This window comes from Ancylobacter polymorphus, assembly GCF_030813495.1.
GTDB lineage: Bacteria > Pseudomonadota > Alphaproteobacteria > Rhizobiales > Xanthobacteraceae > Ancylobacter > Ancylobacter polymorphus.
Window position 1 is genome coordinate 339826 of sequence record NZ_JAUSUI010000006.1, and the last position, 24382, is coordinate 364207.

The 24382-nt window shown below is 67.4% G+C and carries 19 protein-coding genes and 1 tRNA gene; 11 read left to right on the forward strand and 9 right to left on the reverse strand.

Going from position 1 to position 24382, the window contains the following annotated elements; all coding sequences use genetic code 11:
- Positions 1 to 76: 76 nt before the first annotated feature.
- Together J2S75_RS15895 and J2S75_RS15900 are read left to right on the forward strand one after the other, a co-directional pair.
- On the forward strand, positions 77 to 1459 hold the full coding sequence (locus J2S75_RS15895) for a lytic murein transglycosylase (protein WP_307021114.1): 1383 nt from the start codon (positions 77 to 79) through the stop codon (positions 1457 to 1459).
- An 82-nt stretch (positions 1460 to 1541) separates the two neighbouring features.
- The gene (locus J2S75_RS15900) at positions 1542 to 2909 is read left to right on the forward strand and encodes an SGNH/GDSL hydrolase family protein (RefSeq protein ID WP_307021116.1); all 1368 of its coding nucleotides are present in this window, start codon (positions 1542 to 1544) and stop codon (positions 2907 to 2909) included.
- A gap of 66 nt (positions 2910 to 2975) precedes the next feature.
- Here the strand turns inward: J2S75_RS15900 and J2S75_RS15905 are convergent, their stop codons facing one another.
- The 3 genes from J2S75_RS15905 to J2S75_RS15915 all read right to left on the reverse strand — a co-directional run bounded on the left by J2S75_RS15905 (position 2976) and on the right by J2S75_RS15915 (position 9742).
- A complete protein-coding gene (locus J2S75_RS15905; RefSeq protein ID WP_307021118.1) occupies positions 2976 to 4400 on the reverse strand; it encodes a glutamate synthase subunit beta in 1425 nt (474 codons plus the stop codon).
- A 172-nt stretch (positions 4401 to 4572) separates the two neighbouring features.
- The gene (gltB, locus tag J2S75_RS15910; protein ID WP_370874152.1) at positions 4573 to 9309 is read right to left on the reverse strand and encodes a glutamate synthase large subunit; all 4737 of its coding nucleotides are present in this window, start codon (positions 9307 to 9309) and stop codon (positions 4573 to 4575) included.
- Positions 9310 to 9394: 85 nt separating this feature from the next.
- Positions 9395 to 9742 (reverse strand): hypothetical protein, encoded by a 348-nt coding sequence (locus tag J2S75_RS15915; protein WP_307021122.1) that lies wholly within the window; start codon positions 9740 to 9742, stop codon positions 9395 to 9397.
- Here J2S75_RS15915 and J2S75_RS15920 point away from each other — a divergent pair.
- Positions 9741 to 10664, forward strand: coding sequence for a hypothetical protein (locus J2S75_RS15920; RefSeq protein WP_307021125.1), 924 nt, complete (start codon positions 9741 to 9743; stop codon positions 10662 to 10664). The genes J2S75_RS15915 and J2S75_RS15920 overlap by 2 nt on opposite strands.
- Before the next feature lie 136 nt (positions 10665 to 10800).
- Here J2S75_RS15920 and J2S75_RS15925 read toward each other — a convergent pair whose 3' ends face one another.
- Complete coding sequence (locus tag J2S75_RS15925) at positions 10801 to 11292, reverse strand: Hsp20 family protein (RefSeq protein ID WP_307021127.1); 492 nt, start codon at positions 11290 to 11292, stop codon at positions 10801 to 10803.
- Positions 11293 to 11558: 266 nt separating this feature from the next.
- Between J2S75_RS15925 and J2S75_RS15930 the strand changes: the two genes are divergently transcribed.
- Together J2S75_RS15930 and J2S75_RS15935 are read left to right on the forward strand one after the other, a co-directional pair.
- The gene (locus J2S75_RS15930) at positions 11559 to 11942 is read left to right on the forward strand and encodes a hypothetical protein (protein ID WP_307021129.1); all 384 of its coding nucleotides are present in this window, start codon (positions 11559 to 11561) and stop codon (positions 11940 to 11942) included.
- A gap of 114 nt (positions 11943 to 12056) precedes the next feature.
- Positions 12057 to 13016 carry an alpha/beta fold hydrolase gene (locus J2S75_RS15935; RefSeq protein ID WP_307021131.1) on the forward strand — a complete coding sequence of 320 codons (960 nt, stop codon included), beginning with the start codon at positions 12057 to 12059 and terminating at the stop codon, positions 13014 to 13016.
- A gap of 17 nt (positions 13017 to 13033) precedes the next feature.
- On the opposite strand, the gene hisN is transcribed toward J2S75_RS15935, so the two are convergent.
- Both hisN and J2S75_RS15945 read right to left on the reverse strand, forming a co-directional pair.
- Positions 13034 to 13819: a histidinol-phosphatase gene (gene hisN / locus J2S75_RS15940; protein ID WP_307021333.1), complete on the reverse strand. Its 786-nt coding sequence runs from the start codon at positions 13817 to 13819 to the stop codon at positions 13034 to 13036.
- A 1872-nt stretch (positions 13820 to 15691) separates the two neighbouring features.
- Entirely contained in the window at positions 15692 to 16573 is an 882-nt protein-coding gene (locus J2S75_RS15945) for an N-formylglutamate amidohydrolase (RefSeq protein WP_307021132.1), read from the reverse strand.
- A 254-nt stretch (positions 16574 to 16827) separates the two neighbouring features.
- On the opposite strand from J2S75_RS15945, the gene cpdR reads away from it, so the two are divergent.
- The 3 genes from cpdR to J2S75_RS15960 all read left to right on the forward strand — a co-directional run bounded on the left by cpdR (position 16828) and on the right by J2S75_RS15960 (position 19342).
- A complete protein-coding gene (gene cpdR / locus J2S75_RS15950; RefSeq protein WP_244450848.1) occupies positions 16828 to 17187 on the forward strand; it encodes a cell cycle two-component system response regulator CpdR in 360 nt (119 codons plus the stop codon).
- Positions 17188 to 17299: 112 nt separating this feature from the next.
- Positions 17300 to 17374 (forward strand) — tRNA-Val (locus J2S75_RS15955).
- Between the two features lie 507 nt (positions 17375 to 17881).
- Complete coding sequence (locus tag J2S75_RS15960) at positions 17882 to 19342, forward strand: hypothetical protein (protein WP_307021134.1); 1461 nt, start codon at positions 17882 to 17884, stop codon at positions 19340 to 19342.
- Positions 19343 to 19439: 97 nt separating this feature from the next.
- On the opposite strand, the gene J2S75_RS15965 is transcribed toward J2S75_RS15960, so the two are convergent.
- Positions 19440 to 19694: a hypothetical protein gene (locus J2S75_RS15965; protein ID WP_307021136.1), complete on the reverse strand. Its 255-nt coding sequence runs from the start codon at positions 19692 to 19694 to the stop codon at positions 19440 to 19442.
- A gap of 178 nt (positions 19695 to 19872) precedes the next feature.
- Here J2S75_RS15965 and J2S75_RS15970 point away from each other — a divergent pair, with 178 nt between their 5' ends.
- Positions 19873 to 20148, forward strand: coding sequence for a hypothetical protein (locus tag J2S75_RS15970; RefSeq protein WP_307021138.1), 276 nt, complete (start codon positions 19873 to 19875; stop codon positions 20146 to 20148).
- Between the two features lie 55 nt (positions 20149 to 20203).
- Here J2S75_RS15970 and J2S75_RS15975 read toward each other — a convergent pair whose 3' ends face one another.
- Entirely contained in the window at positions 20204 to 20929 is a 726-nt protein-coding gene (locus tag J2S75_RS15975) for a histidine phosphatase family protein (protein ID WP_307021140.1), read from the reverse strand.
- A gap of 133 nt (positions 20930 to 21062) precedes the next feature.
- Here J2S75_RS15975 and J2S75_RS15980 point away from each other — a divergent pair, with 133 nt between their 5' ends.
- Entirely contained in the window at positions 21063 to 22907 is a 1845-nt protein-coding gene (locus tag J2S75_RS15980) for a M3 family oligoendopeptidase (RefSeq protein WP_307021142.1), read from the forward strand.
- Positions 22908 to 23034: 127 nt separating this feature from the next.
- Here J2S75_RS15980 and J2S75_RS15985 read toward each other — a convergent pair whose 3' ends face one another.
- A complete protein-coding gene (locus J2S75_RS15985; RefSeq protein WP_307021144.1) occupies positions 23035 to 23439 on the reverse strand; it encodes a tautomerase family protein in 405 nt (134 codons plus the stop codon).
- 95 nt (positions 23440 to 23534) lie between these two features.
- Between J2S75_RS15985 and J2S75_RS15990 the strand changes: the two genes are divergently transcribed.
- A complete protein-coding gene (locus J2S75_RS15990) occupies positions 23535 to 24377 on the forward strand; it encodes a LysR family transcriptional regulator (RefSeq protein ID WP_307021147.1) in 843 nt (280 codons plus the stop codon).
- Positions 24378 to 24382 lie beyond the last annotated feature (5 nt).

The following is a 24382-nucleotide window of genomic DNA, read 5'->3' on the forward strand; positions in this document are numbered from 1 at the left end:
AAGTGACGCCGCGTTAACATCACCGAAACCATGCGGCTGGCCTAATCATCGCCGGTTTCCGCGTTAGGGTAGCGTCATGGTTCATCGCACGGCCTCCGACCGGGGGTATGCCGGCCGCGCGGCTGGCGTCGCCATCATCTGTCTCGGGCTTGCCGCTTGCGCCGGTACCGACGACATCACCGGCGCCCTCTCCGCGCCGCCGGCCGCCTATGCCAATGCGGCGCCGGCCCGCCCGTCACCCGTGCGTCCGCAGGCGCGGGCGGAGGCGGCTGCCGCCGCGCCTGCCGCCACCGCCAGCCATCCCGACATGACCCCGGCCGCACTGGCGCGCGACGAGGCGAATTTCACCCGCTGCATTGCCGCACTGGAACCGAAGGCGCGCGCCGCCGGTGTCTCCGCCGCCGGCTTTCGCCGCTACACGGCGGGGCTGAAGCCCGATATGGGCATCATGGAGAAGCTGCAGACCCAGCCGGAATTCAGCCGGACCGCCGGTGATTATGTCGAAATGCTCGTCTCCGAGACCCGCATCCGCAAGGGCCGGGAGGCGATGGCGCAGAACGCGGCCGTGTTCGCCGAAGTCGAGCGCCGCTATGGCGTCGACCGCTATGTCGTCGCCGCCATCTGGGGCATTGAGACCAATTACGGCAGCGCGCGCGGCTCCTATCCCGTGATCCAGGCGACCGGCACGCTCGCCTGCGTCGGCCGCCGCAAGGCCTATTTCCGCGACGAATTCGTCGCTGCCCTGCGCATCGTCGATCGCGGCGACATCCCTGAGAGCCATCTGCGCGGCTCCTGGGCCGGCGCTTTCGGGCTCACCCAGTTCATGCCCACCGCCTTCCAGCGCGACGCGGTGGACTTCGACGGCGACGGGCATCGCAACGTGGTCGATTCCGTCGCCGACGCCATGGGCTCCACCGCCAAGAAGCTCAAGCGCGGCGGCTGGCAGGCGGGCCGCAGCTGGGGTTATGAGGTCGTGCTGCCGCGCCGCTTCGACTATCTGCTGGCCGACAAGAACATCCGCAAGCCGATGCGGGAATGGGCGGCGCTTGGCATTCACCGCCCCGACGGGCGGGCGATGCCGCCGGGCGACGAGATGGCCTATCTGCTACTGCCCGCCGGCGCCAAGGGCCCGGCCTTCCTGATGACCGACAATTTCAAGGCGATCCTCAGCTATAATCCGGCGGATGCTTATGCGCTCGCCATCGGGCATCTGGCCGACCGTCTGCGCGGCGGCGGCCCCTTCGTCCAGCCGTGGCCGGAACAGCGCGCCCTTTCGCGCAATGAGCGTTCGGAGCTTCAGCAGCGCCTCGCCTCGCGCGGCTACAATGTCGGCACGCCCGATGGCGCGATCGGCGCGCAGACGCGGGCGGCGGTGCGCGATTATCAGGTCGCGGTCGGCCTGCCGCCGGACGGAATGGCCAGCGGCGAGGTGCTCGACAGCCTGCGCGGCGGCTCCTGATACCGGAACCGGGCCAGAGGGTCTTGAATCAGCCGCGATAATGGGCCACCCGTTCTGGGTGTCACCATTGGGAAATCGGCGCATGGGCCGCAGGCTCGGCTATCGGATCGGAGCGAAGGCGCTGGCGGCGGCCGGCCTGCTTCTGGCCGGCTGCGCGCTGGCGCAGGCGCAGAGCGACTGGTTCCGCCCGCCGGCCGATGTCGGCCAACCCTCCGCCCGGCCCTCCCAACAGCAGCAGCGCCCCCAGCAACAGCAGCAGCGCCAGCAGGCGCGCCCGCAACAGCAGCAGCGGGCCGCCCCGCCGCAGGCCGCCGCGCCGAGCCGCTCCTGGTCGCCGTTCCAGCCCTTGATCGATCTGTTCGGCGGCCGCGACAACCGGCCCCGGCGCATGCGCCCGATGGAGCCGGAACTGGCGCCGCCGCCGCCCGTGGTGGCGCAGCCTCCGGCCGAGCCGCGCGGCAAGGTCTATGCCTCGTCCAGCGAGGCGCGGGCGGCGTCCGACAAGGTGAAGGAAGTGGTGCTGGTGTTCGGCGACGAGCAGGCCGGCACGCTAGCGCAGGGGCTGGCGGACGCCTTCGCCGCCGACCGCGAGACTGCCGCCGTCGTCGCTCGCGCCGAGGCCGATGCCGGCTTCGCCCCGGGCAGCGGTGTGGACCTCATCGCCGCCGCGCGGCAATTGCCGACCGGCAACGAGCAGGCCAACGTCATTGTGGTGCTGGCCGGCAGCCATGATCTGGAGCCGATCACCGACGCGGCCGGCGTCCGGGCCGAGCTGTTCGACGAGCGCTGGCGCGACCTCTATTCCCGCCGGGTCGAGGATTTCCTGCTGGCGCTGAAGCTGCAGCGCCGCAACGTGGTGGTGGTGGGCCTTCCGCCGGTGGAAGACGCGGTGCGCAATGAGCAGATCGCGCGCTACAACGCCCTTTTGAAGGAAATGGTGGAGCGCAGCGGCTTCATCTTCGTCGATGTCACCGATGGCTTCGTCGACGAGAACGGCAAGTTCATGATGTCCGGCCCGGCGGTGGACGGCCAACGCCGCCGCCTGCGCACCGCGGACGGGGTCGGCTTCACCCGCGCAGGGGCACGCAAGCTGGCCTTCTTCGTCGATCAGAAGCTCGACGATCTGCTCACCGGCAAGGACCTGCCGCCGACGGCGGCCGACCCGGCGGAAACGCGCCCGTCCATCATCATGCTGACGGGCGGCCCGCCGGCTGGCAACGCCCGCAGCCTCGCCGGCGCGCCGGGCGCGCTGTCGGCCAGCGAGATCCGCACCTCGCCCGTGGCGGAAGCCGACGCCACGCCGGAGCCGGCCAGCGCGCTTGTCGAGGGCACGGCGCCGCCGGTCGTGGCCGGCCGCACGGACGATTTCCGCTGGCCGCCGGGCCAGCCGGTAGAGCCGCTAGTTCCCGCCATGCCGCAGGCGCCGCTCACCGCCACGCCCGCGCCCTGAGCCTTCGCTCGGCATGAAAAAGCCGGGCGCGAGGCCCGGCTTTTGCGTTCAGGCATAGGATGGCCTTCAGCGCGGCAGGACGGAGCTGCCCATCAGGAAGGTGTCGATCGACTGAGCCGCCTGACGGCCTTCGCGGATCGCCCACACGACGAGAGACTGGCCGCGCCGCATGTCACCGGCGGCGAACAGCTTCGGCACGCTGGTGGCGTAGTCGAGATCGGTCGCCGCCACATTGCCGCGCTTGTCGAGGGTGAGGCCCTCCTGCTCCAGCATGCCCTCGCGCACCGGATGGACGAAGCCGAGGGCGATGAAGACCAGATCCGCCTTGATCAGGAACTCGGTGCCGGCGATCGGCTGGCGCTTGGCGTCGACGCGGGCGCACTTCACGGAGGTGACATGGCCCTTCTTGCCCTCGATGCCGAGGGTCGCGGCGGCGAATTCGCGCTCGGCGCCTTCGGCCTGCGAGGAGGAGGTGCGGAACTTGGTCGGCCAATAGGGCCACACCGCCAACTTGTCTTCCTTCAGCGGCGGCACCGGGCGGATGTCGAGCTGGTGCACCGACAGCGCGCCCTGGCGGAAGGCGGTGCCGACGCAGTCGGAAGCGGTGTCGCCGCCGCCGATCACCACCACATGCTTGCCGGCGGCGAGAATGGGCTGCTCGCGCGACACATCCTCATGGCCGACGCGGCGATTCTGCTGCACCAGATAGGGCATGGCGTAGTGCACGCCTTCCAGCTCCTGGCCGGGCAAAGCGGGGTTGCGCGGGGCTTCGGCGCCGCCGCACATCAGCACGGCGTCGTGACCTTCCAGCAATTCCTCGAGCGGCGTGGTAACGCCGACATTGACGCCGTAATGGAAGGTCACGCCCTCGCCCTGCATCTGCGCGACGCGGCGGTCGATATAGTGCTTCTCCATCTTGAAGTCGGGGATGCCGTAGCGCAGCAGGCCACCGGCCTTGGGCTCGCGCTCATAGACATGCACCTCATGGCCGGCGCGCGCGAGCTGCTGCGCGGCGGCGAGGCCGGCCGGGCCGGAGCCGACCACGGCGACCTTCTTGCCGGTCTTGTGCGCGGCCGGCTCGGGCTTGATCCAGCCTGCCTTCCACGCCTTGTCGGCGATGGCCTGCTCGACGGTCTTGATGGTGACCGGCACGTCCTCAAGATTCAGCGTGCAGGCCTCCTCGCAGGGGGCGGGGCAGATGCGGCCGGTGAATTCGGGGAAGTTGTTGGTGGAGTGGAGGTTGCGCGCCGCCTCTTCCCAATTGCCGTGATAGACGAGGTCGTTCCAGTCCGGGATCTGGTTGTGCACCGGGCAGCCATTCGGCCCATGGCAGAACGGCACGCCGCAATCCATGCAGCGCGAGGCCTGGTTGGCGACCTCGGCGTCCGGCAGCGGCAGGGTGAACTCGCGGAAATGGCGAATGCGGTCGGACGCAGGCTGATACTTCGCCTCGCGCCGATCGATTTCGAGAAAGCCCGTAACCTTGCCCATTGCGCCCTCTTTCGCGGAGCACCGCCACCTTGGAGGCATTCCACCCCCCGGTGCAGATACATCAAACATGCCAGTTGGAAAATGGCGGCGCGGCACCGTACCGCGCCGCGACCGAGCCGCGGCCCTCCCGAAGGGCCGGTCCCGCCGGAAGCCCCGGCGGGTGCGGGCAGACCTATTCGGCTGCCTGCAGGCCGCGCATTTTCTCCATTTCGCGCAGCGCCCGCTGGTACTCGACGGGCATCACCTTGACGAACTTGCCGCGATAATCGGCCCAGTTGTCGAGGATCGCCTGCGCCCGCGCCGAGCCCGTATAGTGCAGGTGCTTGGCGATCAGCTGATGCAGGCGCTCCTCGTCGTGATGGCCCATATCCGCCATGATGTCGATGCGGCCCTTGAATTCCAGGTCGCCGCCATGGTGGTGCAGCCGCTCCAGCAGGTCCTCTTCCTCTTCCACCGGTTCGAGATCGACCATGGAAAGGTTGCAGCGCTTCTTGAAGGTGCCGTCCTCGTCCAGAACATAGGCGACGCCGCCGGACATGCCAGCCGCGAAGTTGCGCCCGGTCTGGCCGATGACGACGACCACGCCGCCGGTCATGTACTCGCAGCCATGATCGCCCGTGCCTTCGACCACCGCGATGGCGCCCGAATTGCGCACGGCGAAGCGCTCGCCGGCGACGCCGCGGAAATAGACCTCGCCCGAGGTGGCGCCATAGAGCACCGTGTTGCCGACGATGATCGACTGTTCCGGCACGATGGCGCTGTCCGCCGCCGGCATCACCACGATCCGCCCGCCCGAGAGGCCCTTGCCGACATAGTCATTGGCTTCGCCGACCAGCGTCATGGCGACGCCGGTGGCGAGGAAGGCGCCGAAGGCCTGGCCGGCGGTGCCGGTCAGATGGATGTTGATCGTGTCGTCCGGCAGGCCGGCATCGCCATAGCGCTTGGCCACCTCGCCCGAGAGCATGGCGCCGACCGAGCGGTTGATGCTCTTGATTTCGCTATGGATCACCACCTTCTCGCCGCTCTCCAGCGCCGGCATGGCCTGGTGGATCAGCGTGCGGTCGAGCACATGCTGGATCGGGTGGTTCTGCCGCTCGGTGTGGTAGATAGCGACCTCGGGGCCGACCTGCGGCTTGGCGAAGATGCGGCTGAAGTCGAGGCCCTTGGCCTTCCAGTGCTCGATCGCCTCGCGCTGGTCGAGCCAGTCGGAGCGGCCGATCAGTTCGTTGAAGGTCCGCACGCCGAGCGCCGCCATGAACTCACGCACTTCCTCGGCGACGAAGAAGAAGTAGTTGATGACGTGTTCCGGCGTGCCCTTGAAGCGCTTGCGCAGCACCGGGTCCTGGGTGGCGACGCCGACCGGGCAGGTGTTGAGGTGGCACTTGCGCATCATGATGCAGCCGGCCGCGATCAGCGGCGCGGTGGAGAAGGCGAAGTCGTCCGCCCCCAGCATGGCGCCGATCACCACGTCGCGGCCGGTGCGCAGGCCGCCATCGACCTGCAGCGCGATGCGCCCGCGCAGATTGTTCAGCACCAGCGTCTGGTGCGCTTCCGCGAGGCCCATCTCCCAGGGCGAGCCGGCATGCTTGATAGCGGTGAGCGGGGAGGCGCCCGTGCCGCCCTCGAAGCCGGAGACGGTGATGTGGTCGGCCCGCGCCTTGGCGACGCCGGCCGCGACCGTGCCGACGCCCACTTCGGACACCAGCTTGACCGAGATGTCGGCTTCCGGGTTGACGTTCTTCAGGTCATAGATGAGCTGCGCCAGATCCTCGATCGAGTAGATGTCGTGGTGCGGCGGCGGCGAGATGAGGCCGACGCCCGGGGTGGAGTGGCGCACCTTGGCGATGACCGCATCCACCTTGTGGCCGGGCAGCTGGCCACCTTCGCCGGGCTTGGCTCCCTGCGCCATCTTGATCTGGATCATGTCGGCGTTGACGAGATAATCCGCCGTGACGCCGAAGCGGCCCGACGCCACCTGCTTGATCGCCGAGCGCATGGAATCGCCGTTTGGCAGCGGCTTGAAGCGCGTCGCCTCCTCGCCACCCTCGCCGGTATTGGACTTGCCGCCGATGCGATTCATGGCGATGGCGAGCGTGGTGTGCGCCTCGCGCGAGATGGAGCCGAACGACATCGCCCCGGTGACGAAGCGCTTGACGATCTCGGCCACCGGCTCGACCTCGTCGAGCGCGATCGGCGTGCGGCCGAGCTCACCGGCCTCGCGGATGCGGAACAGCGAGCGGATGTTCAGCGTCTTGGCGCCGGCCTCGTTCACCAGCTGGGCGAAGTGGCGGTACTTGTCCTGCGCGTTGCCGCGCACCGCATGCTGCAGCACCGCGACCGTTTCGGGGTCCCAGGCATGTTCCTCGCCGCGCAGGCGGAAGGCGTAGTCGCCGCCGACATCGAGCGAGGTGCGGTAGACCGGCGCGTCGCTGAAGGCGTCGCGGTGGCGCATGGCGGTCTCTTCGGCGATCTCATTGAGGCCGATACCGCCGACCGAGGAGGCGGTGCCGAAGAAATAGCGGTCGACGACCTCCTGGTTGAGGCCGACGGCGTCGAAGATCTGCGCGCCGCAATAGGACTGGTAGGTCGAGATGCCCATCTTGGACATGACCTTGAGCAGCCCCTTGTCGATGGACTTGATGAAGCGCTTGACGATCTCGTCTTCGGACACCTCCTCGGGGATGTCGACGCGCATGTCGATCATCGTCTCGAAGGCGAGATAGGGGTTGATCGCTTCGGCGCCATAGCCGGCGAGACAGGCGAAATGGTGCACCTCGCGCGCTTCACCCGTTTCGACCACGAGGCCGACCGAGGTGCGCAGGCCCTTGCGGATCAGGTGATGGTGCACTGCCGCCGTCGCCAGCAGCGAGGGAATCGGGATGCGGTCCGGCCCGACGAGACGGTCGGACAGGATGATGATGTTGTAGCCACCATGCACCGCCGCCTCGGCGCGCTCGCACAGCCGCTCCACCGCATCGCCCATGCCCGCCGCGCCCTTGTCGGAGGGATAGGTGATGTCGAGCGTGCGGGTGTCGAAGCGCTCCTCCATGAAGCCGATGGAGCGGATCTTCTCCAGGTCTTCATTGGTCAGGATCGGCTGGCGCACTTCCAGCCGCTTGCGGCGGGAATTGCCTTCGAGGTCGAAGATGTTCGGTCGCGGCCCGATGAAAGAGACCAGGCTCATCACCAGTTCCTCGCGGATCGGGTCGATCGGCGGGTTGGTGACCTGGGCGAAGTTCTGCTTGAAATAGGTGAACAGCGACTTCGACTTCTTCGACAGCGGCGAGATCGGCGTATCGGTACCCATGGAGCCGACCGCTTCCTGGCCGGTGGTCGCCATCGGCGCCATCAGCAGCTTGAGGTCTTCCTGGGTGTAGCCGAAGGCCTGCTGGCGATCGAGCAGCGACACGTCGGTGCGCACCTCGCGCGCTTCCACCGAGCGCAGCTCCTCCAGCACCAGCTGGGTGCGCTGCAGCCACTCCTTATAGGGATGCGCCTTGGCGAGCGTGGTCTTCACCTCCTCGTCGGGGACGAGGCGGCCTTCTTCGAGGTCGACCAACAGCATCTTGCCCGGCTGCAGCCGCCACTTGGTGACGATCTCGCTCTCCGGGAAAGTGAGCACGCCCATTTCCGAGGCGAGCACGATCTTGTCGTCCTTGGTTACGAGATAGCGCGCCGGACGCAGGCCGTTGCGGTCCAGCGTGGCGACGATCTGGCGGCCATCGGTGGCGACGATGGCGGCCGGCCCGTCCCACGGCTCCATCATGGCGGCGTGGTATTCGTAGAAGGCGCGGCGTTCCTCGTTCATCAGCGGGTTGCCGGCCCAGGCTTCGGGCACCAGCATCATCGCCGCGTGCGGCAGCTCGTAGCCGCCCTGAATGAGGAATTCGAGCGCGTTGTCGAAGCACGCCGTGTCCGACTGGCCCTCATAGGAGATGGGCCAGAGCTTGGAGATGTCGTTGCCGAACAGCTCGCTGTCGACGGAGGCCTGGCGGGCCGCCATCCAGTTCACATTGCCGCGCAGCGTGTTGATCTCGCCATTATGCGCGACCATCCGGTAGGGATGGGCGAGCGACCAGGCGGGGAAGGTGTTGGTCGAGAAACGCTGATGCACGAGAGCAACCGCGCTCTCGAATTCCGGGTCGTGCAGGTCGGCATAATAGGCGCCGAGCTGGTCGGCGTTGAACATGCCCTTATAGACGATGGTGCGGCAGGACAGCGACACGACATAATAGCCGGCCGTGCGCGGGTCCTTGGCGTCGTAGACGGCGTTGGAGATCACCTTGCGCAGGATGAACAGCCGGCGCTCGAAGTCGTCCTCGCTGGCGATCGCCTCGGCGCGGCCGATGAACACCTGCACATGACGCGGTTCGGTCGGGAGGACAGTGTGGCCGAGCGAGGAATTGTCGGTCGGCACGTCGCGCCAGCCGAGCAGCACCTGGCCCTCTTCCGCCACCACGCGCTCCATGGTGGCGCGGATGATCTCCCGCCCCTCGGCGTCCTGCGGCATGAAGATGTGGCCGACCGCGTAATGGCCGGGCGCGGGCAGGGTGAAGCCCAGCTTCTCCGCCTCTTTGGCGAAGAAACGGTGCGGCAGCTGCACCAGCATGCCGGCGCCATCGCCGGCGCGCGGGTCCGCGCCCACCGCGCCGCGATGTTCAAGGTTGAGCAGGATCTTCAGCCCGTCCTGGACGATCTGGTGCGACTTGCGGCCCTTGATGTCGGCAATGAAGCCGACGCCGCAGGAATCCTTCTCGTTGCGCGGGTCATAGAGCCCCTGCGCCAACGGCAGGCCCGGGTCGATGTGGGAAATGGATTTGGTGGCACGATCCGCCGCGGCCGGACGAACCGGAGCCTCGTGGACAACGTGCGCGGCGGAGCCGCCCCATTCCTCATTCATTCCCGTCACTCCCTCAAGGGTCGCTTTGATGTCCGGCGCCGAAACGGTCTGTTCCCGCGGGGCGCTCTCCCGCAAGGCGTTCCCGCTCGCCGAACTACGCTAGCATCCGCCGTGCCACGCCCTCAGAAGGGCTGGGCCGCGAATTATAGGACAGCATACCTGCCCTATCAACCGCGAAGATGCCAGAATTGATGCCCGCGCACAAGCGGCGCGCGTGCAATCGCCGGCGCGTTTTTTCAATCTTCTTGCGAAGCGCGCGCGCGAAGCGAAACGAACGGTAAGGCGCCTGGCCTCCGCGCGCAACGCCGTTGCGTCTGAAGGTCGCCGTTGCCGCCGGCGTGGTTGCGAGGGCGGGGAGGGGAGGAGACATGGCCAAGGTCTTGCCGATGCCGCATTTTGCGGCTTCGCTGCCCGCTCGCCCTTCCGCTTCGGAGATGTCCATGCCGATGCCCTGCGCGCCGACCGCCCGCTTGCCCCGGCGCCTCGCGGTGGCCGTGCCGGCGCTGGCCGGCCTATGCACCCTCATCAGCCTGCCGGCGCAGGCGCAGATGTATGTCCGGCCCTATGGCGGGGTCTATGTGGAGCGCTATTACGGCCCGCCCCCGGCTTATTACCCGCCGCCCCCGGTCTATTATCCCCCGCCTGCCGCCTATCCACCCCCACCGCCGCTTTATCAGGCGCCGGGTCGCTTTCCCTTCGCCGATGTCGCCCCGATGCTGCGCTCCATGGGCATGAGCGCCATCGGCCGGCCGCGTGTCGACGGCAACACCTATCTCGTCGATGCCACCGCGCGCTCGGGTGCGCGCATGCGCGTGCGTATCGATGCCTATAGCGGCGAGGTGATCGCCATGCACCCGATCGGGCAGGGGCCGGTGGGGGCCGCGCCGGCCGCACCCGCCCGTCAGGCGCTGCCGGCGGTGGCGCCGCTGCCGCCCGCGCGGCCGCCGGAGCTCGCCGCCATCCCGGCGCCGGAGCCTTCGGCCGATGTGCTGCCCGCCGCTGCACCGGATTCGGCGTCGTCCGCCCCGGCGTCGCCGGCTCCGGTGGCCGATGCGGCGCCCCCCGCGTCCCCCTCCGCTGCGGCGGGTGCGAGCGAACCGGCCCCGGGCGCTGCCAGCCCGGTGCGGATCATCCCGGGAACCGCCGTTCCGCCGAGCGCCATGCCCCCGGCAACGGCGTCCACGGCGCCTCCTGCGGCCCCGCCGCCCACCGAACCGGCCAAGGCTGCCGCTGCGACGCCCGCCATTCCCCCGGCCGGCAGCGGCACGGGAACCGGCGTCGGCACCGGCAGCACCGTGCCGGCCGGAACCGCCTCGGTCTATGCGCGCGGCGCTTCGGGCAAGCCGGCGCCGACGGAGGACTGACCTCCTGCCCGCAACGCAAAGGGCGCCCCGGTGGTCCGCCGGGGCGCCCTTTTCGTCAGATGGAGAGCCGGGTCGCCGCTGCGGGGACGGTCCTCACCCGCAGCAGGCCGTCGGCTTCGCTAACGCGGCATAAAGCTCACGCGGCCTGGGCCTCGCGGGCTTTCGCCTCGCTGGTCTTGGCCTCGATCACGCGCGGCGCGCTGGCGCCGGTTGCGATGGGAATGGTGCGGGGCTTCATCGCCTCGGGGATCTCGCGCACCAGTTCCACATGCAGAAGGCCGTTGGCGAGGCTGGCGCCACGCACTTCCACATGGTCGGCGAGCTGGAAGCGGCGCTCGAAAGCGCGGGCGGCGATGCCCTGGTAGAGCACGTCAGCCGGCTTGCCGGCCTCAACCTTGCGATCGCCGCGAATGGACAGGCCATTTTCCTTCACCTCGATGGACAGATCGTCCGCAGTGAAGCCGGCGACGGCGACGGTGATGCGATAGGCGTTCTCGCCGGTGCGCTCGATATTGTAGGGCGGATAGGTGGGGGCGGTGTCGAGGCTGTTCACCTGGTCCAGCAGTGAGAACAGGCGATCAAAGCCGACCGTCGAACGGTGCAGGGGGGTAAGGTCAAACGTACGCATGGCATATCCTCACATTAAGCGACATGCAGAAGGGTTCTCTCAATTGAGCCGAACCCGGTTCACGTACCGCCTTCTGGCCGGTACAACAGCGAAATAGGAAAGGCTTTGCGGCGCGCAAGAGGCTCGCGGCGAAATCGGTTGCGCGCCTGTCGCGGCCCGCGCGCATCGCACATGAACGCGGGATGAACGAGGGGCTCGGGCCCTATTCAGTGCCGGCTGGCTAAGGGATCGAAGGTCGGTAAAGATCCGATCGAGGGGTGTGTGGAGTGAGGACGCGGGCACCGGTGGCGCTGGCCGTCGCCGTGGGACTGCTGGTCGGGACGCTTCCCCCGCTGCTGCCGGGGAGCATGGCCGCGTTCGCCCAGAATTATCGACCGCCGCCCGGGCCCTATACGCCGGGACCGGGCCCCTACGCGCCCTATGACGCGCCGCCGGGCGGCCGGGCGGGCGGGCCGGTCGATGCCGACGCGGCGGTGCGGATGCTGAGCGCGCGCGGCTTTTCCAACATTTCCGTGATCCGCCGGCGCGGGGCCACCATTCTTCTGGAAGCCAACGGCCCGCGCGGCGAGCGCGTGCAGGTGGTGGTGGACGGCGCGTCCGGCGCCATCAGCGGCATGAAGGTGATCGGCTTCGGCGACAAGCGCTACTGAGGCCGCCGCCGCTTGCGCGAGCCTGACGTTGCGGCGCTTTGCGCGCTTTTGCGCCTTTGCCCCGTGCCGGGGCTTCGCTATAAGCCGCTGGGGCAAAAATCAACGCGCGGCGACATGAGCTTTAAACCCGTTCTCTATTCGACCCGGGATAATCCGGTGCCGGAAGGTGCCCTGTGCGGCGCGGTCACCGCCACGGATGGAATCCGGCTGCGTTTCGCCCGCTGGATGCCGCTGGGCGAGGTGTGTCACGGCACGGTCTGCGTCTTTCCCGGCCGCACCGAGAAAATCGAGAAGTATTTCGAAACCGTGCGGGACCTGCTGCGCCGGGGCTTCGCGGTGGCCGCGCTCGACTGGCGCGGGCAGGGCGGTTCACAGCGGCTGCTGTCCAACCCCATGAAGGGCCATATCAAGGACTTCGCGGACTATCAGCTCGACATTGAGGCGCTGCTGCGCGAGGTGGTGCTGCCGGACATGCCGGGGCCCTGTTTCGCCCTTGCCCATTCCATGGGCGCGGCGATCCTGCTCGACCATGCACGCCGGGGTGGCCAGTCGTTCGAGCGCATGTTCCTGGTCGCGCCCATGCTCGACCTCTCGCTGCTCAAGCACGATGTCGCGGCACGGCGCATCGCCCGCACCCTGTCGCGCCTCGGCCTGTCGCGCGCCTATGTGCCGACCCGCAAGGTGCGGCCGCTGCACGAGGTGCATTTCGAGGGCAATCGCCTCACCTCCGACGCCACGCGCTTCGCCCGCAACCTCACCATATCCATGGAGCACCCGCAGCTCGAAGTCGGCCCCCCGACCATCGGCTGGGTGAAGGCCGCCTTCGACCTGATGGAGACACTGGCCGATCCGGCCTCGGCGCGGGCGATCCGCCAGCCGCTGCTGATGGTGGGCGCCGGCGCGGACAAGATCGTCTCCACCCCGAGCATCGAGCATCTCGGCACCCGGCTGATCGCCGGCGCGCATATCATCATTCCCGGCGCGCGGCACGAATTGCTGCAGGAGCGCGACCTGTTCCGCGAGCCGTTGCTCGCCGCCTTCGATGCCTTCATTCCCGGCAGCGCGGCCGCCTGACGTCGTGCTGGGGAGGTTCAGCCGCGGTTGAGCACGCTCAGCGTCTCTTCATGCAGGCGGCGGTCGCCTGAGGCGACGACGCGGCCGCCGGAGAGGTCGGAGCCGCCCTCCCAATTGGTGACGATGCCGCCCGCGCCCTGAACGATGGGGGTGAGCGGCAGAATGTCGAAATCGTTCAGATTGGTCTCGATGACGAGATCGACATGGCCGGCGGCCAGCATGCAATAGGCATAGCAATCGCCGCCATAGCGCGGCAGCCGCACGCGCTTCTCGACTTCCGTGTAGAGGGCGCGGTTGCCTTCCTCCATCAGCAGCGGGCTGGTGGTCATCATGACAGCTTCGCCCAGGGAGGCGCAGGGGCGGACGGTGAGCCGGCGGTCGCCGGCCGGGCCGCGATAGCGCGCCTGCGCGCCGTCGCCGGTGAAGCGCTCGCGGATGAAGGGCTGATGCATCATGCCAAAGACCGGCTCGCCCTGCCGGCACAGGCCGATCAGCGTGCCCCAGGCCGGCATGCCGCTGATGAAGGACTTTGTGCCGTCGATGGGATCGAGTACCCAGACATAATCGGCATCGAGGCCCTCATCGGGGAACTCCTCGCCGCGCACGCCGTGGCTGGGAAAGGTGCGGCGGATCAGCGACCGCATCGCCTGCTCGGCGGCGCGGTCGGCGGCGGTGACAGGATCGAACACCGCGCCGCGACTCTTGTCCTCGACACCCAGAGCGGTGCGGAAGAAGGGCAGTATGGCCTGCCCGGACACGGTGGCGAGTTCGTCGACGAAGCTCTCGAAGTCCACCGCGCCCATCTGGTCCTGCCCCTGCTGCTGCCCCTGCCGGCCCGTTCCGTCCGGCGCCCTCACTTCCTACCGGGCAGCGCAGGGAACGGCAATTGCCCTATGCGTGGCACGGCGCGCGCGGATGCTGCCGCGACTCCTGCGCGAGGTGAGGGGCGCCCCTCGTTTTTGCCCCGCGCCAAGCGCATGGCTGCCATTCCGGCAGGGTCAAGAAATGGGCAATTCCGGCGTTGCGCCGGAGAAGCGAACCTGCCATATTATTGCAGCGCGGTAGAGCGATTGGCGTCGCTTCACCGCCGCCCTCCTTGGGCGTTTCCTCCCTAGACTTGGGCCGCTCCGGCAACGTGAGCGGCCCCTTTCTTTTTTAGCCATCCACCTGAAAATAAACGATATTTTTCGCCGCTTGGCGCGCGCGGCACAGGGCAGCGTGAGCCGGCCGCCCGGGTGGTCGCCGCGTTCAGGACGATGTCGGGCGGCGCTCAAACGCACCGCAGGCCGATATCCGGGCCACGCGCGCTGGATGCGCGATTGTCGTCATTTGAGCGCCTGCGACCAATTGCCAGTTTCGTTTCTTTCGTTTCGCCGTTGTCACCGCGGCGTCGCAGGTCTATGTTTATTGCGTTGCGGCGGCGTGATTGGCGTCACGCTGCCGCCGCCCTCCTTGGGCGTTTCCTCCCTAGACTTGGGCCGCTTGCGCGCTGCGTAAGCGGCCTCTTTCTTTTCGGCGCCGGCGCCGACCCGCTGTGGCCCTGCGCGCGATCTCAGAAGGCCGGTCGCGCGCCATCGTTCCACCTTTAGTGCCGCCAAGGTGCGGGATCGCGGAGCCCTTTCGTGACCGGTACTGATCCGGGGGCGGGGCGGGCTCGGGCCGATGAGCCGTCACCTATTCGCTTTGCCACGCCCCGGCTGCGGGGTGGGGCCTGAACCGGGGCGGGCACGCGAGGAGGCTCACCGGCAAACCGGTTGAAGCGCGGCAGTGATCCCGGCCGCAACGGCATTTCTTGACGGCAGTGGAACCGGAACGCCGGGCGGGGCGGGCCCCGTAAGGGCCATCCTCTTCCGGTCGCATGTCAAGCTGGTCTCGGGTGCTCAATGGGATCGGGCGCCCAGGTCTCCTTCGGTCACGCGCAGCGTGGCGAGGGCTCCGCCAAACGTCCGTCTCGCGGGTCAAAGCCGGGAAGGAGGAGGTGGGAGGTGGGACAGGTCGGCCACCTCGCTAGCTGCCGCGCCCCAGGCGGTAGCCGGAAAGACAGCGCGACGCCCTGATTCCGGTACTGTCATCGCGAGCCGCGCGCTGGGCCTCAAAACGGAAGCGGGCGCTGACGTGCCGCGACCCCCCGGTCGGCTCCGTCAACGCCCGGCAGGGCGCCAAGCGCTCCTGAAAGGTAATTTGATACGGCAGATTGCGGTATTAATGTCACACCGCTCATGCCACCGTATTTGGTATGCCAGAAACTGACGGTGCTTGCCTTGATTATTCCGCAATGCACCTACATCTTGCACTCGCACGCAGCGATTGGCGTCGCTCCGTGCAGCCCTCCTTGGGCGTTTCCTCCCTAGACTTGGGCCGCTTGCGCGCTGCGTAAGCGGCCTCTTTCTTTTGCGCCGGACGAAGACGCCTGCCGTGGCTTCTGCCATCTTGCCGGTCGTCCCGTTGCGGTTCCGTGGTCTCTCTTTGAGAGCCCGTCCGTCCTTTCGGACCGACCTTTCCCCCCGCTTTTTCAGCGGCTTTGACCGAACAATCGGTGGTGGATTTCAGCCCGGAACCGAGCGTGCAGAATTGGTATAGCTCGCATGTCTAAAATGCAAGGCTCTGCGATGAGGTTTTTTGCGTCGCCCCATCAAAAATTTGAAACGTCTCGTCAGTGAATTGAAAAATATGGATTATTCAGCCGCTGTGCGCAGCGGCGCGAGGTCGAGATGCGGTATCTCAGTCAGCGCGAGCGCGACTTCGAGCAGATCGTTCTGGACGATTTCGAAATTTTCGGACGGTTCGTAGGTCGCCTCGCGCATGTAGAGCGCGCGGTTGATCTCGATCTGAACCGCATGCATCCCGGAGGCGGGGTTGCCGTAATGCTCGGTGATGAAGCCGCCGGCATAGGGCTTGTTGCGCACCACGCTGTAGCCGCGCCGGCGCAGTTCAGCCTCGATCGTGTCGGGAATGATGCCGGCGCAGCTCGTGCCGTAGCGGTCGCCGAGCACGATGTCGATGCGCCCGTCCCGCTGGCAGCCGGACGGCATGGAGTGGCAGTCCACGAGAACGGCGACGCCGAAGCTGCGCTGCATCTGCGCCATCAGTTGCCGCAGCGAGCGGTGATAGGGCTTGTAGAGCGATTCGATGCGGGCGATCGCCTCGTCCACCGGAATGCGCCGGCCATAAATCTCCTGCGCTTCGCCGACGATGCGGGCGATGGTGCCGAGCCCGCCGGCGACGCGCATGGAGCGCGTATTGGCATAGGCGGGCAGGCGCCCTTCGAACATGCGGGGGTCGAGCTCATAGGGCTCGCGATTCACGTCGAGATAGCAGCGCGGGAAATGCGCGCGCATGAACCCCATGCCGAATCGTGTCACCTCGGCGAACAGGCGGTCGACGAAGCTGTCCTCCGAGCGGCGCAGAACGGGCAGATCGAGCCGCGACTGGCTGACGAAGGCGCGGGGATAGACGATGCCGCTATGGGGCGAATTGAACAGGAACGGGGCACGAAGCGCGGCCGGCTGGACGATCTCGAAGGCGGGGTCGATCGTCTCGGCAATGACGGCCATCATTCCTCAATCCGGTTCCGGCCCCACCGCGCGCGGGCCTGACCTTCGTCTCTAACATGGCGCATGGCGGGGCGGAATGCAGGCGGGCGCGGGCGCGCCGGTTTTTGCGCACACGTCCGCGCGAGGGAAACGGGCGCACGTTCACGATGTGCTAAGGGGCGCTGGAGTACCCAAGGAGAACGTGTACGCGGCGCGGTGCGCGTGTCGGTTCACCCGATGCCCGCCATGGCCGCCTCAGGACAATCAGGATGCCCGGGATGCTCAAGATCCTGCTCGCCGAAGACGATAATGACATGCGCCGCTTTCTGGTGAAGGCGCTGCAGAATGCCGGCTATGAGGTCGCCGATTTCGACAATGGCCGCTCCGCCTATGACCGGCTGCGCGAGGAGCCGTTCGAATTGCTCCTCACCGACATCGTCATGCCGGAGATGGACGGAATCGAACTCGCCCGCCGCGCCACCGATCTCGACCCGGACATAAAGGTGATGTTCATCACCGGATTCGCCGCCGTCGCGCTCAATGCCGACAGCCAGGCGCCGAAAGATGCGAAGGTGCTTTCCAAGCCCTTCCATCTGCGCGATCTCGTCAACGAAGTCGGCAAGATGCTGGCGGCCTGACGCGCGCGCGACCGGTGGGGAAAGGCGGCGTCATCCACAGCTGCCATTCCCCGCTTGCACCAAGCCGGGCTTCTGGTTATAGGGGAGCCCCGCTCGCAAGAGACCACGGAATGGGCGCGTAGCTCAGCGGGAGAGCACCTCGTTGACATCGAGGGGGTCACAGGTTCAATCCCTGTCGCGCCCACCATTCCTTCCCATCCGACATTGACCGCTGAGAACAGCCCGGACGGGCTGAGGCCGTCGGCTTCGCGTGTCCTGCGGCCGCACGGACGGATTGTGCCTCCCTCACGTCGCTTCTGCTGCCCATCTCCCTCGTCCGCTTGACCGCTACGCCGTGCAACGGCGATCGATCGCGTGCGATTGCCTTGCGTCACGCACGCGAAAATTGCGTCCATTCTGGAGGGAATTCCACCCCATTTTGGAACAGCTTTCCGCCGCCCGCCGCTCACGACAGCTTGTCGCCCCACGCGAGTGGGGAGTACCAAAACACCATGCGCGGAAGCGGTGGGCGCATCGCGGTTGTCGCGGCGCAGATGGCGTGTGTCATCCATCTGTCCGCAAGGCTTCGCATCATCAGGTGAGCGGTTGCTGAACCTATCGGCGCTGCGTGCGGCCGGAGCCTCGGGAGGGGTGAATTCGGCCGAGAGATGGTATTATCGTAAGACATCTCCGATCTCGGGGCTAAGAGGGCATCATGAATCAACTGAATTGGGTGAAGACGCGCAGCGGCTGCGCGGCGCTGGCGATTGCGGTGGCGCTGGCGTGGGGTTCGGCGGGCTTCGGGGGCGCCTTCGCGGCCGATGCGACCGGACCGGGGTCGCTGGACAAGAGTTTCGGGGCCGGCACGGCCGATGGTACGCCGGACGGCGTCGCCAGCACGTCGCTGGGTGACGGGGACGATATCGCCAACGGTATTGCCACGGCGCCGGACGGCAAGGTTGTCGTCGTCGGCAACCGCAACAATGGCAAGAGCAACGACATCGTCGTGCTGCGCTACGCCAAGGACGGCACGCTGGACGCCAGCTTCGGCAAGGCCGAGGACGGCACGCCGGACGGCGTGGTCAACATCTCGCTCGGCGAGGGCGACGACTTTGCTACCGACGTGGCGGTGCAGACCGACGGCAAAATCGTGGTGGCGGGCTATCATCAGGAAGGCGCCAGCACCAACATCGCCGTGCTGCGGCTCAACACCGACGGCACGCTCGACTCCAGCTTCGGCAAGGCCAATGACGGCACGCCGGACGGTGTGGTGAACATCTCGCTGGGCGACGGCAACGACATCGCCAACGCGGTGGGCCTGACCGCCGATGGCAAGGTCGTTATCGCCGGCACCACGGTTGCCAAGGACGGCACGTCCAACATCGTGATTGGCCGCCTGAACACCGACGGCACGGCGGACGCCAAATTCGGCGTCGACGGCAGCGACGGCACCCCGGACGGCTTCACCGCCGTATCGCTCGGCGACGGCAATGATGTCGGTGAAGACCTCGCCGTGGCTCAGGACGGGAAGATCGTCGTCGTCGGCACCCACGGGCCGAAGGGCAACACCAACATCGCCGTGCTGCGCTTCACGGCCGATGGCACGCTCGACCCCTCCTTCGGCAAGGCCAATGACGGCACGCCGGACGGCGTCGCCAGCTTCTCGCTGGGCGACGGTTCGGATGAGGCGAATGCGGTGGCGCTCACCGCCGATGGCAAGATCGTTGTCGCCGGCGACTCCGTCTCTAAGGACGGCAGCACCAACGTCATCCTTGCCCGCCTGAACGCCGACGGCTCGCTCGACGAGGCCTTCGGCGTGTCCGAGGACGGTACGCCCAACGGCTTCGTCGCCACCTCGCTCGGCGCCGGCAACGACTATGCAACCGATGTAACGATGGACAAGAACGGCAATATCATCGTCGCCGGCTATCACCAGAAGGGCAGCAGCACCAACATTGCGGTGCTGCGCTACAACCCCAAGGGCGAGCTGGACGAGGCGTTCGGCACCGCCGATGACGGCACCCCGAACGGCATCGTCAACCTCTCGCTCGGCGACGGCGACGACACGGCGAACGGCGTGGTGATGCAGGGCGATGCGCTGATCGTCGTCGGTGGCGTCACCACCGCCAAGGACGGCAGCAAGAACATTACCGTGGTTCGGCTGATCGGCCAGTAGGACCAGCGGACGCAAGATCGGGCGTCCGGAAAAAGCGCGCCCCGGCCTCCATCGCGGAGCGCCGGGGCGCGGTCGTTTTCTGCCTCGCGCGCGCCGCTCAGCCGACGCTTTCGTCCAGCAGCCCATTCGCCTCGCACCACCAGCGGAAGGCGTTCGCCGCCTCGATCCGGTCTTCCTCGCGATGGGCGCCCTGCAGGCGGCGGATCATCCCTTCATAGTCGCCTTCGGGATGCGGGTTGCGCTCGGCGAAGACCAGCGCCTCGTCGAGCGTGCGGATCACCACCGCCCCTGCCTCGCCTTTGAGCGGCAGGGGTGGGGTGAAGGCGGCGGAGGTGGAAGAAGTGATCGCCATGGTGGTCCCCCGTGGTTTCGCGCAAACAACGGCCCGATACGCAACAGGTTCCCCGCGCGTAGGCGTACGCCCGGCGCGACGAGCACGCTTATTTTGTCAGCCGCGGCCGTCTCTATTGGAAACTATTTTCCGTGCCCCGTGTTGTCAGGCCAGAAGATCGTTTCTTGAGGAGGTCAACATGACGAAGACTCGGATGAGTTCGGTCGGCGTTGCCGCTCTGGTGGCTGCGGGCCTTGTTTTCGCGGCGGTTCCTGCCGGCGCCACGTCCGTCGGTCCCCGCGACACGCCGCGCTTCGGCGACAATTCCGACCGCACCCAGCTGCGCGAGCATGAGCGCGTGCGCAAGCAGCAGGTGCGCCAGACCGAAGGCCAGTCCAAGACGCGCGCCTTCTTCGGCCCGCTCTATGAGGGCAAGAATTCGCCCTGGCAGAAGATGAAGCGCACTTTCGACTGACCGTGCCGATCCCAAACGGACCAAGACTGAGCGCCCCTGTGGCGCTCTTTTTTTGTCAGGAGCAGCCGCTGTTCGCCGGGCGGGGCTCCGGCGCGCCCCAGTCATTGGAGGGCAGGTTGGCATAAGGCTCGGCGAAGTACTGCCGCACCACCTCGAACCGGCTCGGCACCGTATCGCCCGGGCGGTCATAGGTGAGGATCCAGAAGAAATTGTAATTGCTGTCTGGCCAGGTCGTCGGCACGCCGCCCTTGACGCCCTTCACCTGGCCGAGATGCAGCAGCTGGCGCAGCGTCACCTGCTCGCCGGCGAACTCAGCCTCCAGCGCCGCGCTGGCGATGTGGAAATGCTCCCACACCATCACCACCGTCTTGCCGTGCCAGCGCGGATTTTCCAGCAGGTCGCGCGCCACGTCGCGATTGACCACGTTCAGCTTGGCGTTGAAGTAGCGGTTGTTGCGGATCGGGATGTAGCCGATCGGCGGCGCAATGAGCTTCATGTCCCAGGCGCGGGCGATCGGGCGGGCGGTCTCCACCGTGTGCAGGGTCATGGCGAGAATGGCGGCCGGCGGGTCGTTGCGGATCAGGCTCATCGGGCTGGTGGGGCTGAGATATTGCGCTGCCAGCGCCTGCGCCCGCTCCTTGCCGAGGCTGCACAGCGTCAGCGCCGTGTGTTTCTCGCCATGCCGCACGATCACGATCCGGCGGGGCGCTGCCTCGGCCAGCGCGGTGCCGAGAGTGGTAAACAGGGTCAGGCAGGCGAGAGTTCGGAGCAGCGGTCGCATTTTTTCCTCGGGACGCGCAGGTTCAGGAGAGAATGCCGCGCCTTGGCGACGCTGCCAATTCGCAACGGGATGGTTGATAGCCCGCCAAGGCACACGATATCACTGCCACCTCGCCTTACCCGCCGGAGTGACCATGCAGCGCCGTTTCGATTCCTTCGCCTTCGCGCCCCGTTCGCCGGAGGCGTCCGCCGCCGCTCTCGGCTCCCTGCCGCAATGGGACCTGTCGGATCTCTATCCGGCGATGGATTCGCCCGAACTCACGGCCGACCTCGCCGCGGTCGCCGCCGAGTCGGCGGGCTTCGAGGAAGCCTATAAGGGCAAGCTGGCCGAGGTGCTCGACGGCGCGGATGCCGGCGGGCAAATGGCGCTCATCATCGCCCGCTACGAGAAGATCGAGGACCGGCTCGGCCGGCTCTATTCCTATGCCGGCCTCGTCTATTCCGGTGACACCACCGATCCCGTGCGCGCCAAATTCTATGGCGACGTGCAGGAAAAGCTCACCGACGCCTCGACGCATCTGCTGTTCTTCACGCTGGAGCTGAACCGGCTCGACGATGCCAAGATGGAATCGGCGCTCACCGACCCGGCCTTCGCCAAGTACCGGCCCTGGATCGAGGATGTGCGGGCGGAAAAGCCCTATCAGCTGGAAGACCGCATCGAGCACCTGTTCCATGAGAAGGGCGTCACCGGCCGCGGCGCCTGGAACCGGCTGTTCGACGAGACCATCGCCGGGCTGCGCTTCGAGGTCGGCGGCGAGAGCCTGCCGCTGGAGCAGACGCTGAACTTCCTCGCCGAGCCGGAGGAGGAGAAGCGCAAACAGGGTGCGGAGGCGCTGGCCAAGGTGTTCGGCGAGAATCTGCGCCTGTTCACCCTCATCACCAACACGCTGGCCAAGGACAAGGAAATCTCCGACCGCTGGCGCGGCTTCGAGGACATCGCGGATTCCCGCCACCTCGCCAATCGCGTCGAGCGCGAAGTGGTGGACGCGCTGGTGTCCTCCGTCCACGCCGCCTATCCGCGCCTCGCCCACCGCTACTACAAGCTCAAAGCCAAGTGGTTCGGCAAGGAGAAGCTGGAATATTGGGACCGCAACGCGCCGCTGCCGAAGGTGGAGACGCGCCCGATCGGCTGGGACGAAGCGCGCGACACCGTGCTCGGCGCCTATTCCACCTTCTCCCCGCGCATGGCCGACATCGCCCGCGACTTCTTCGACAAGAGCTGGATCGATGCCGGCGTGCGGCCGGGCAAGGCCACCGGCGCCTTCGCACACCCCACCGTGCCCTCCGCCCATCCCTATGTGCTGCTCAACTATATGGGCAAGCCGCGCGACGTGATGACGCTCGCCCATGAACTCGGCCATGGCGTGCACCAGGTGCTGGCGGCACCGAATGGCGCGCTGATGGCACCGACCCCGCTCACCCTGGCGGAGACCGCGTCGGTGTTCGGCGAGATGCTGACCTTCCGCCGGCTTTTGGCGGCGGCGCCGGACGCGCGCGCCCGCAAGGCGATGCTGGCCTCGAAGGTCGAGGATATGATCAACACGGTGGTGCGGCAGATCGCCTTCTACACCTTCGAGCGCCGAATCCACACCGAGCGCAAGAATGGCGAGCTGACCGCCGAGCGTATTTGCGCCATCTGGATGGAAGTCCAGTCGGAAAGCCTTGGCGAGGCCATCCATCTCGGGCCCGGCTATGAGAATTACTGGGTCTATATCGGCCACTTCATCCATTCGCCCTTCTATGTCTACGCCTATGCCTTCGGCGACTGCCTGGTGAACTCGCTTTATGCGGTCTATGAGAACGCCCAGGAGGGCTTCGCCGAGCGCTATCTCGCCATGCTGGCGGCGGGTGGTACCAAGCATCACTCGGAACTGCTCAAGCCCTTCGGCCTCGATGCCCGCGACCCCGCCTTCTGGCAGACCGGCCTCGGCCTCATCGAGCGCATGATCGGCGAACTGGAAGCGATGGAAGAGGCATGAGCCTTGCCCCGGCGCGGCGCCCTCCGCCGCGCCGGTGGCGGTTGACTGCGTTTCCTGGCCCTCACCTGGCGGCGGGAGCGGCGGGACGAGACAATTGCGGGCGGCCACTCACCTACCAGCTTGAGCCCTAGGCCGACCGGGCGGCGATGTAGCGCCGCTCCTGGGTCAGGCCGGCATAGCCATAGGCGTCGCCGCGCGCTTCCACCACATGCACATAGCTTTCCGCATGAAGGGGGCCGAGCATGTCGCTGAAGGCGGCGAAGGTCTCGGCGATGAAGGCCGCCTTCTCGTCCTTGGTGTTGGTCCCCTCGGTCACGCGGATATCGAGCCAGAAGCCGGAGAGGCCGGCTTCGGCGAGGCTGCGCCCCGCACAGAACCAATGCGAGGGGTCGGCGCGCTCCACCAGCACCGCAGTGAGTGCCGGGTCCTTTCCGAGCCGCTGCTGCGCGAGCTGCGACGCGCGGGCGGCGAGGGCGGCCTCCAGCCCGGCGGCGACGGCGGGAGTGGCGTACTTGATCTGGATCATGGGCATGGCGGGTCTCCTTGCAACAGTGTGCGGAGACTCGTAGCGCGCTGAGATACATGATAGAATGCTATTGTTGAATATATCAATGATATCATTTTGTAATGAATGAGCGTCCTCTCGACCTCGAACTTGTCCGCGCCTTTGTCCATGTCGCGGAACTGTCGAGCTTCACTCGGGCGGCGGAAGCGCTGGGCGGCACACAGGCCGGGGTAAGCCTGAAGCTGCGCAAGCTGGAAGCCCGCCTCGGCCGCACCCTGCTGGAGCGCACGCCGCGCCTTGTCCGTCTCACCGCAGATGGGGCGGCGTTTCTGGAGCGGGCGCGCCGCCTGCTGGCTGCCGATCGCGATGCGCGGCTGTGGGAGGTGGCGCCGCCGCGGCGTCTACGACTTGGCATCAGCGATCATGTCACCGGCGACACGCTGCCCGGCCTGTTGCGGCGGCTGGCGGCGGCAAGCCCCGGCCTCGTCTTCGACATCCGCATGGGCTTTTCGCGGCTCCTGCTGGATGCCTTCGACGCCGGCGATCTCGACGCCGTCGTGGTACGGCGCGAGGGCGACCGGCGCGACGGCCAGGTGCTACGGCAGGACTGCTATGGCTGGTTTGCCAGCCCCGGCTGGCACGCCGATGCCGGCCGCCTGCCGCTCGCCTTGCTGGCGGCGCCCTGCGGCGTGCGCGCGGCCGCCATCGCCGCGCTCGATTCGGCCGCGATTGGCTGGCGCGAAGCCTTCACGGGCGGCAGTGTGTCTTCGGTCGGCGCGGCGGTGGCGGCGGGGCTCGCGGTCGCCCCCATGGCGGCCCATCTCGCGCCAGCGGGCAGCATCGAGGTCGGCCCGGCGCTGAATCTGCCCGTTCTGCCGGCCGCGACGGTCATGCTGGTCGCCCGCGCTGGCGACGCGCCGGCGAAAACCGCGCTGCGCGAACTTGCCGCCTTCCTGCGGGCGTGAGCCGG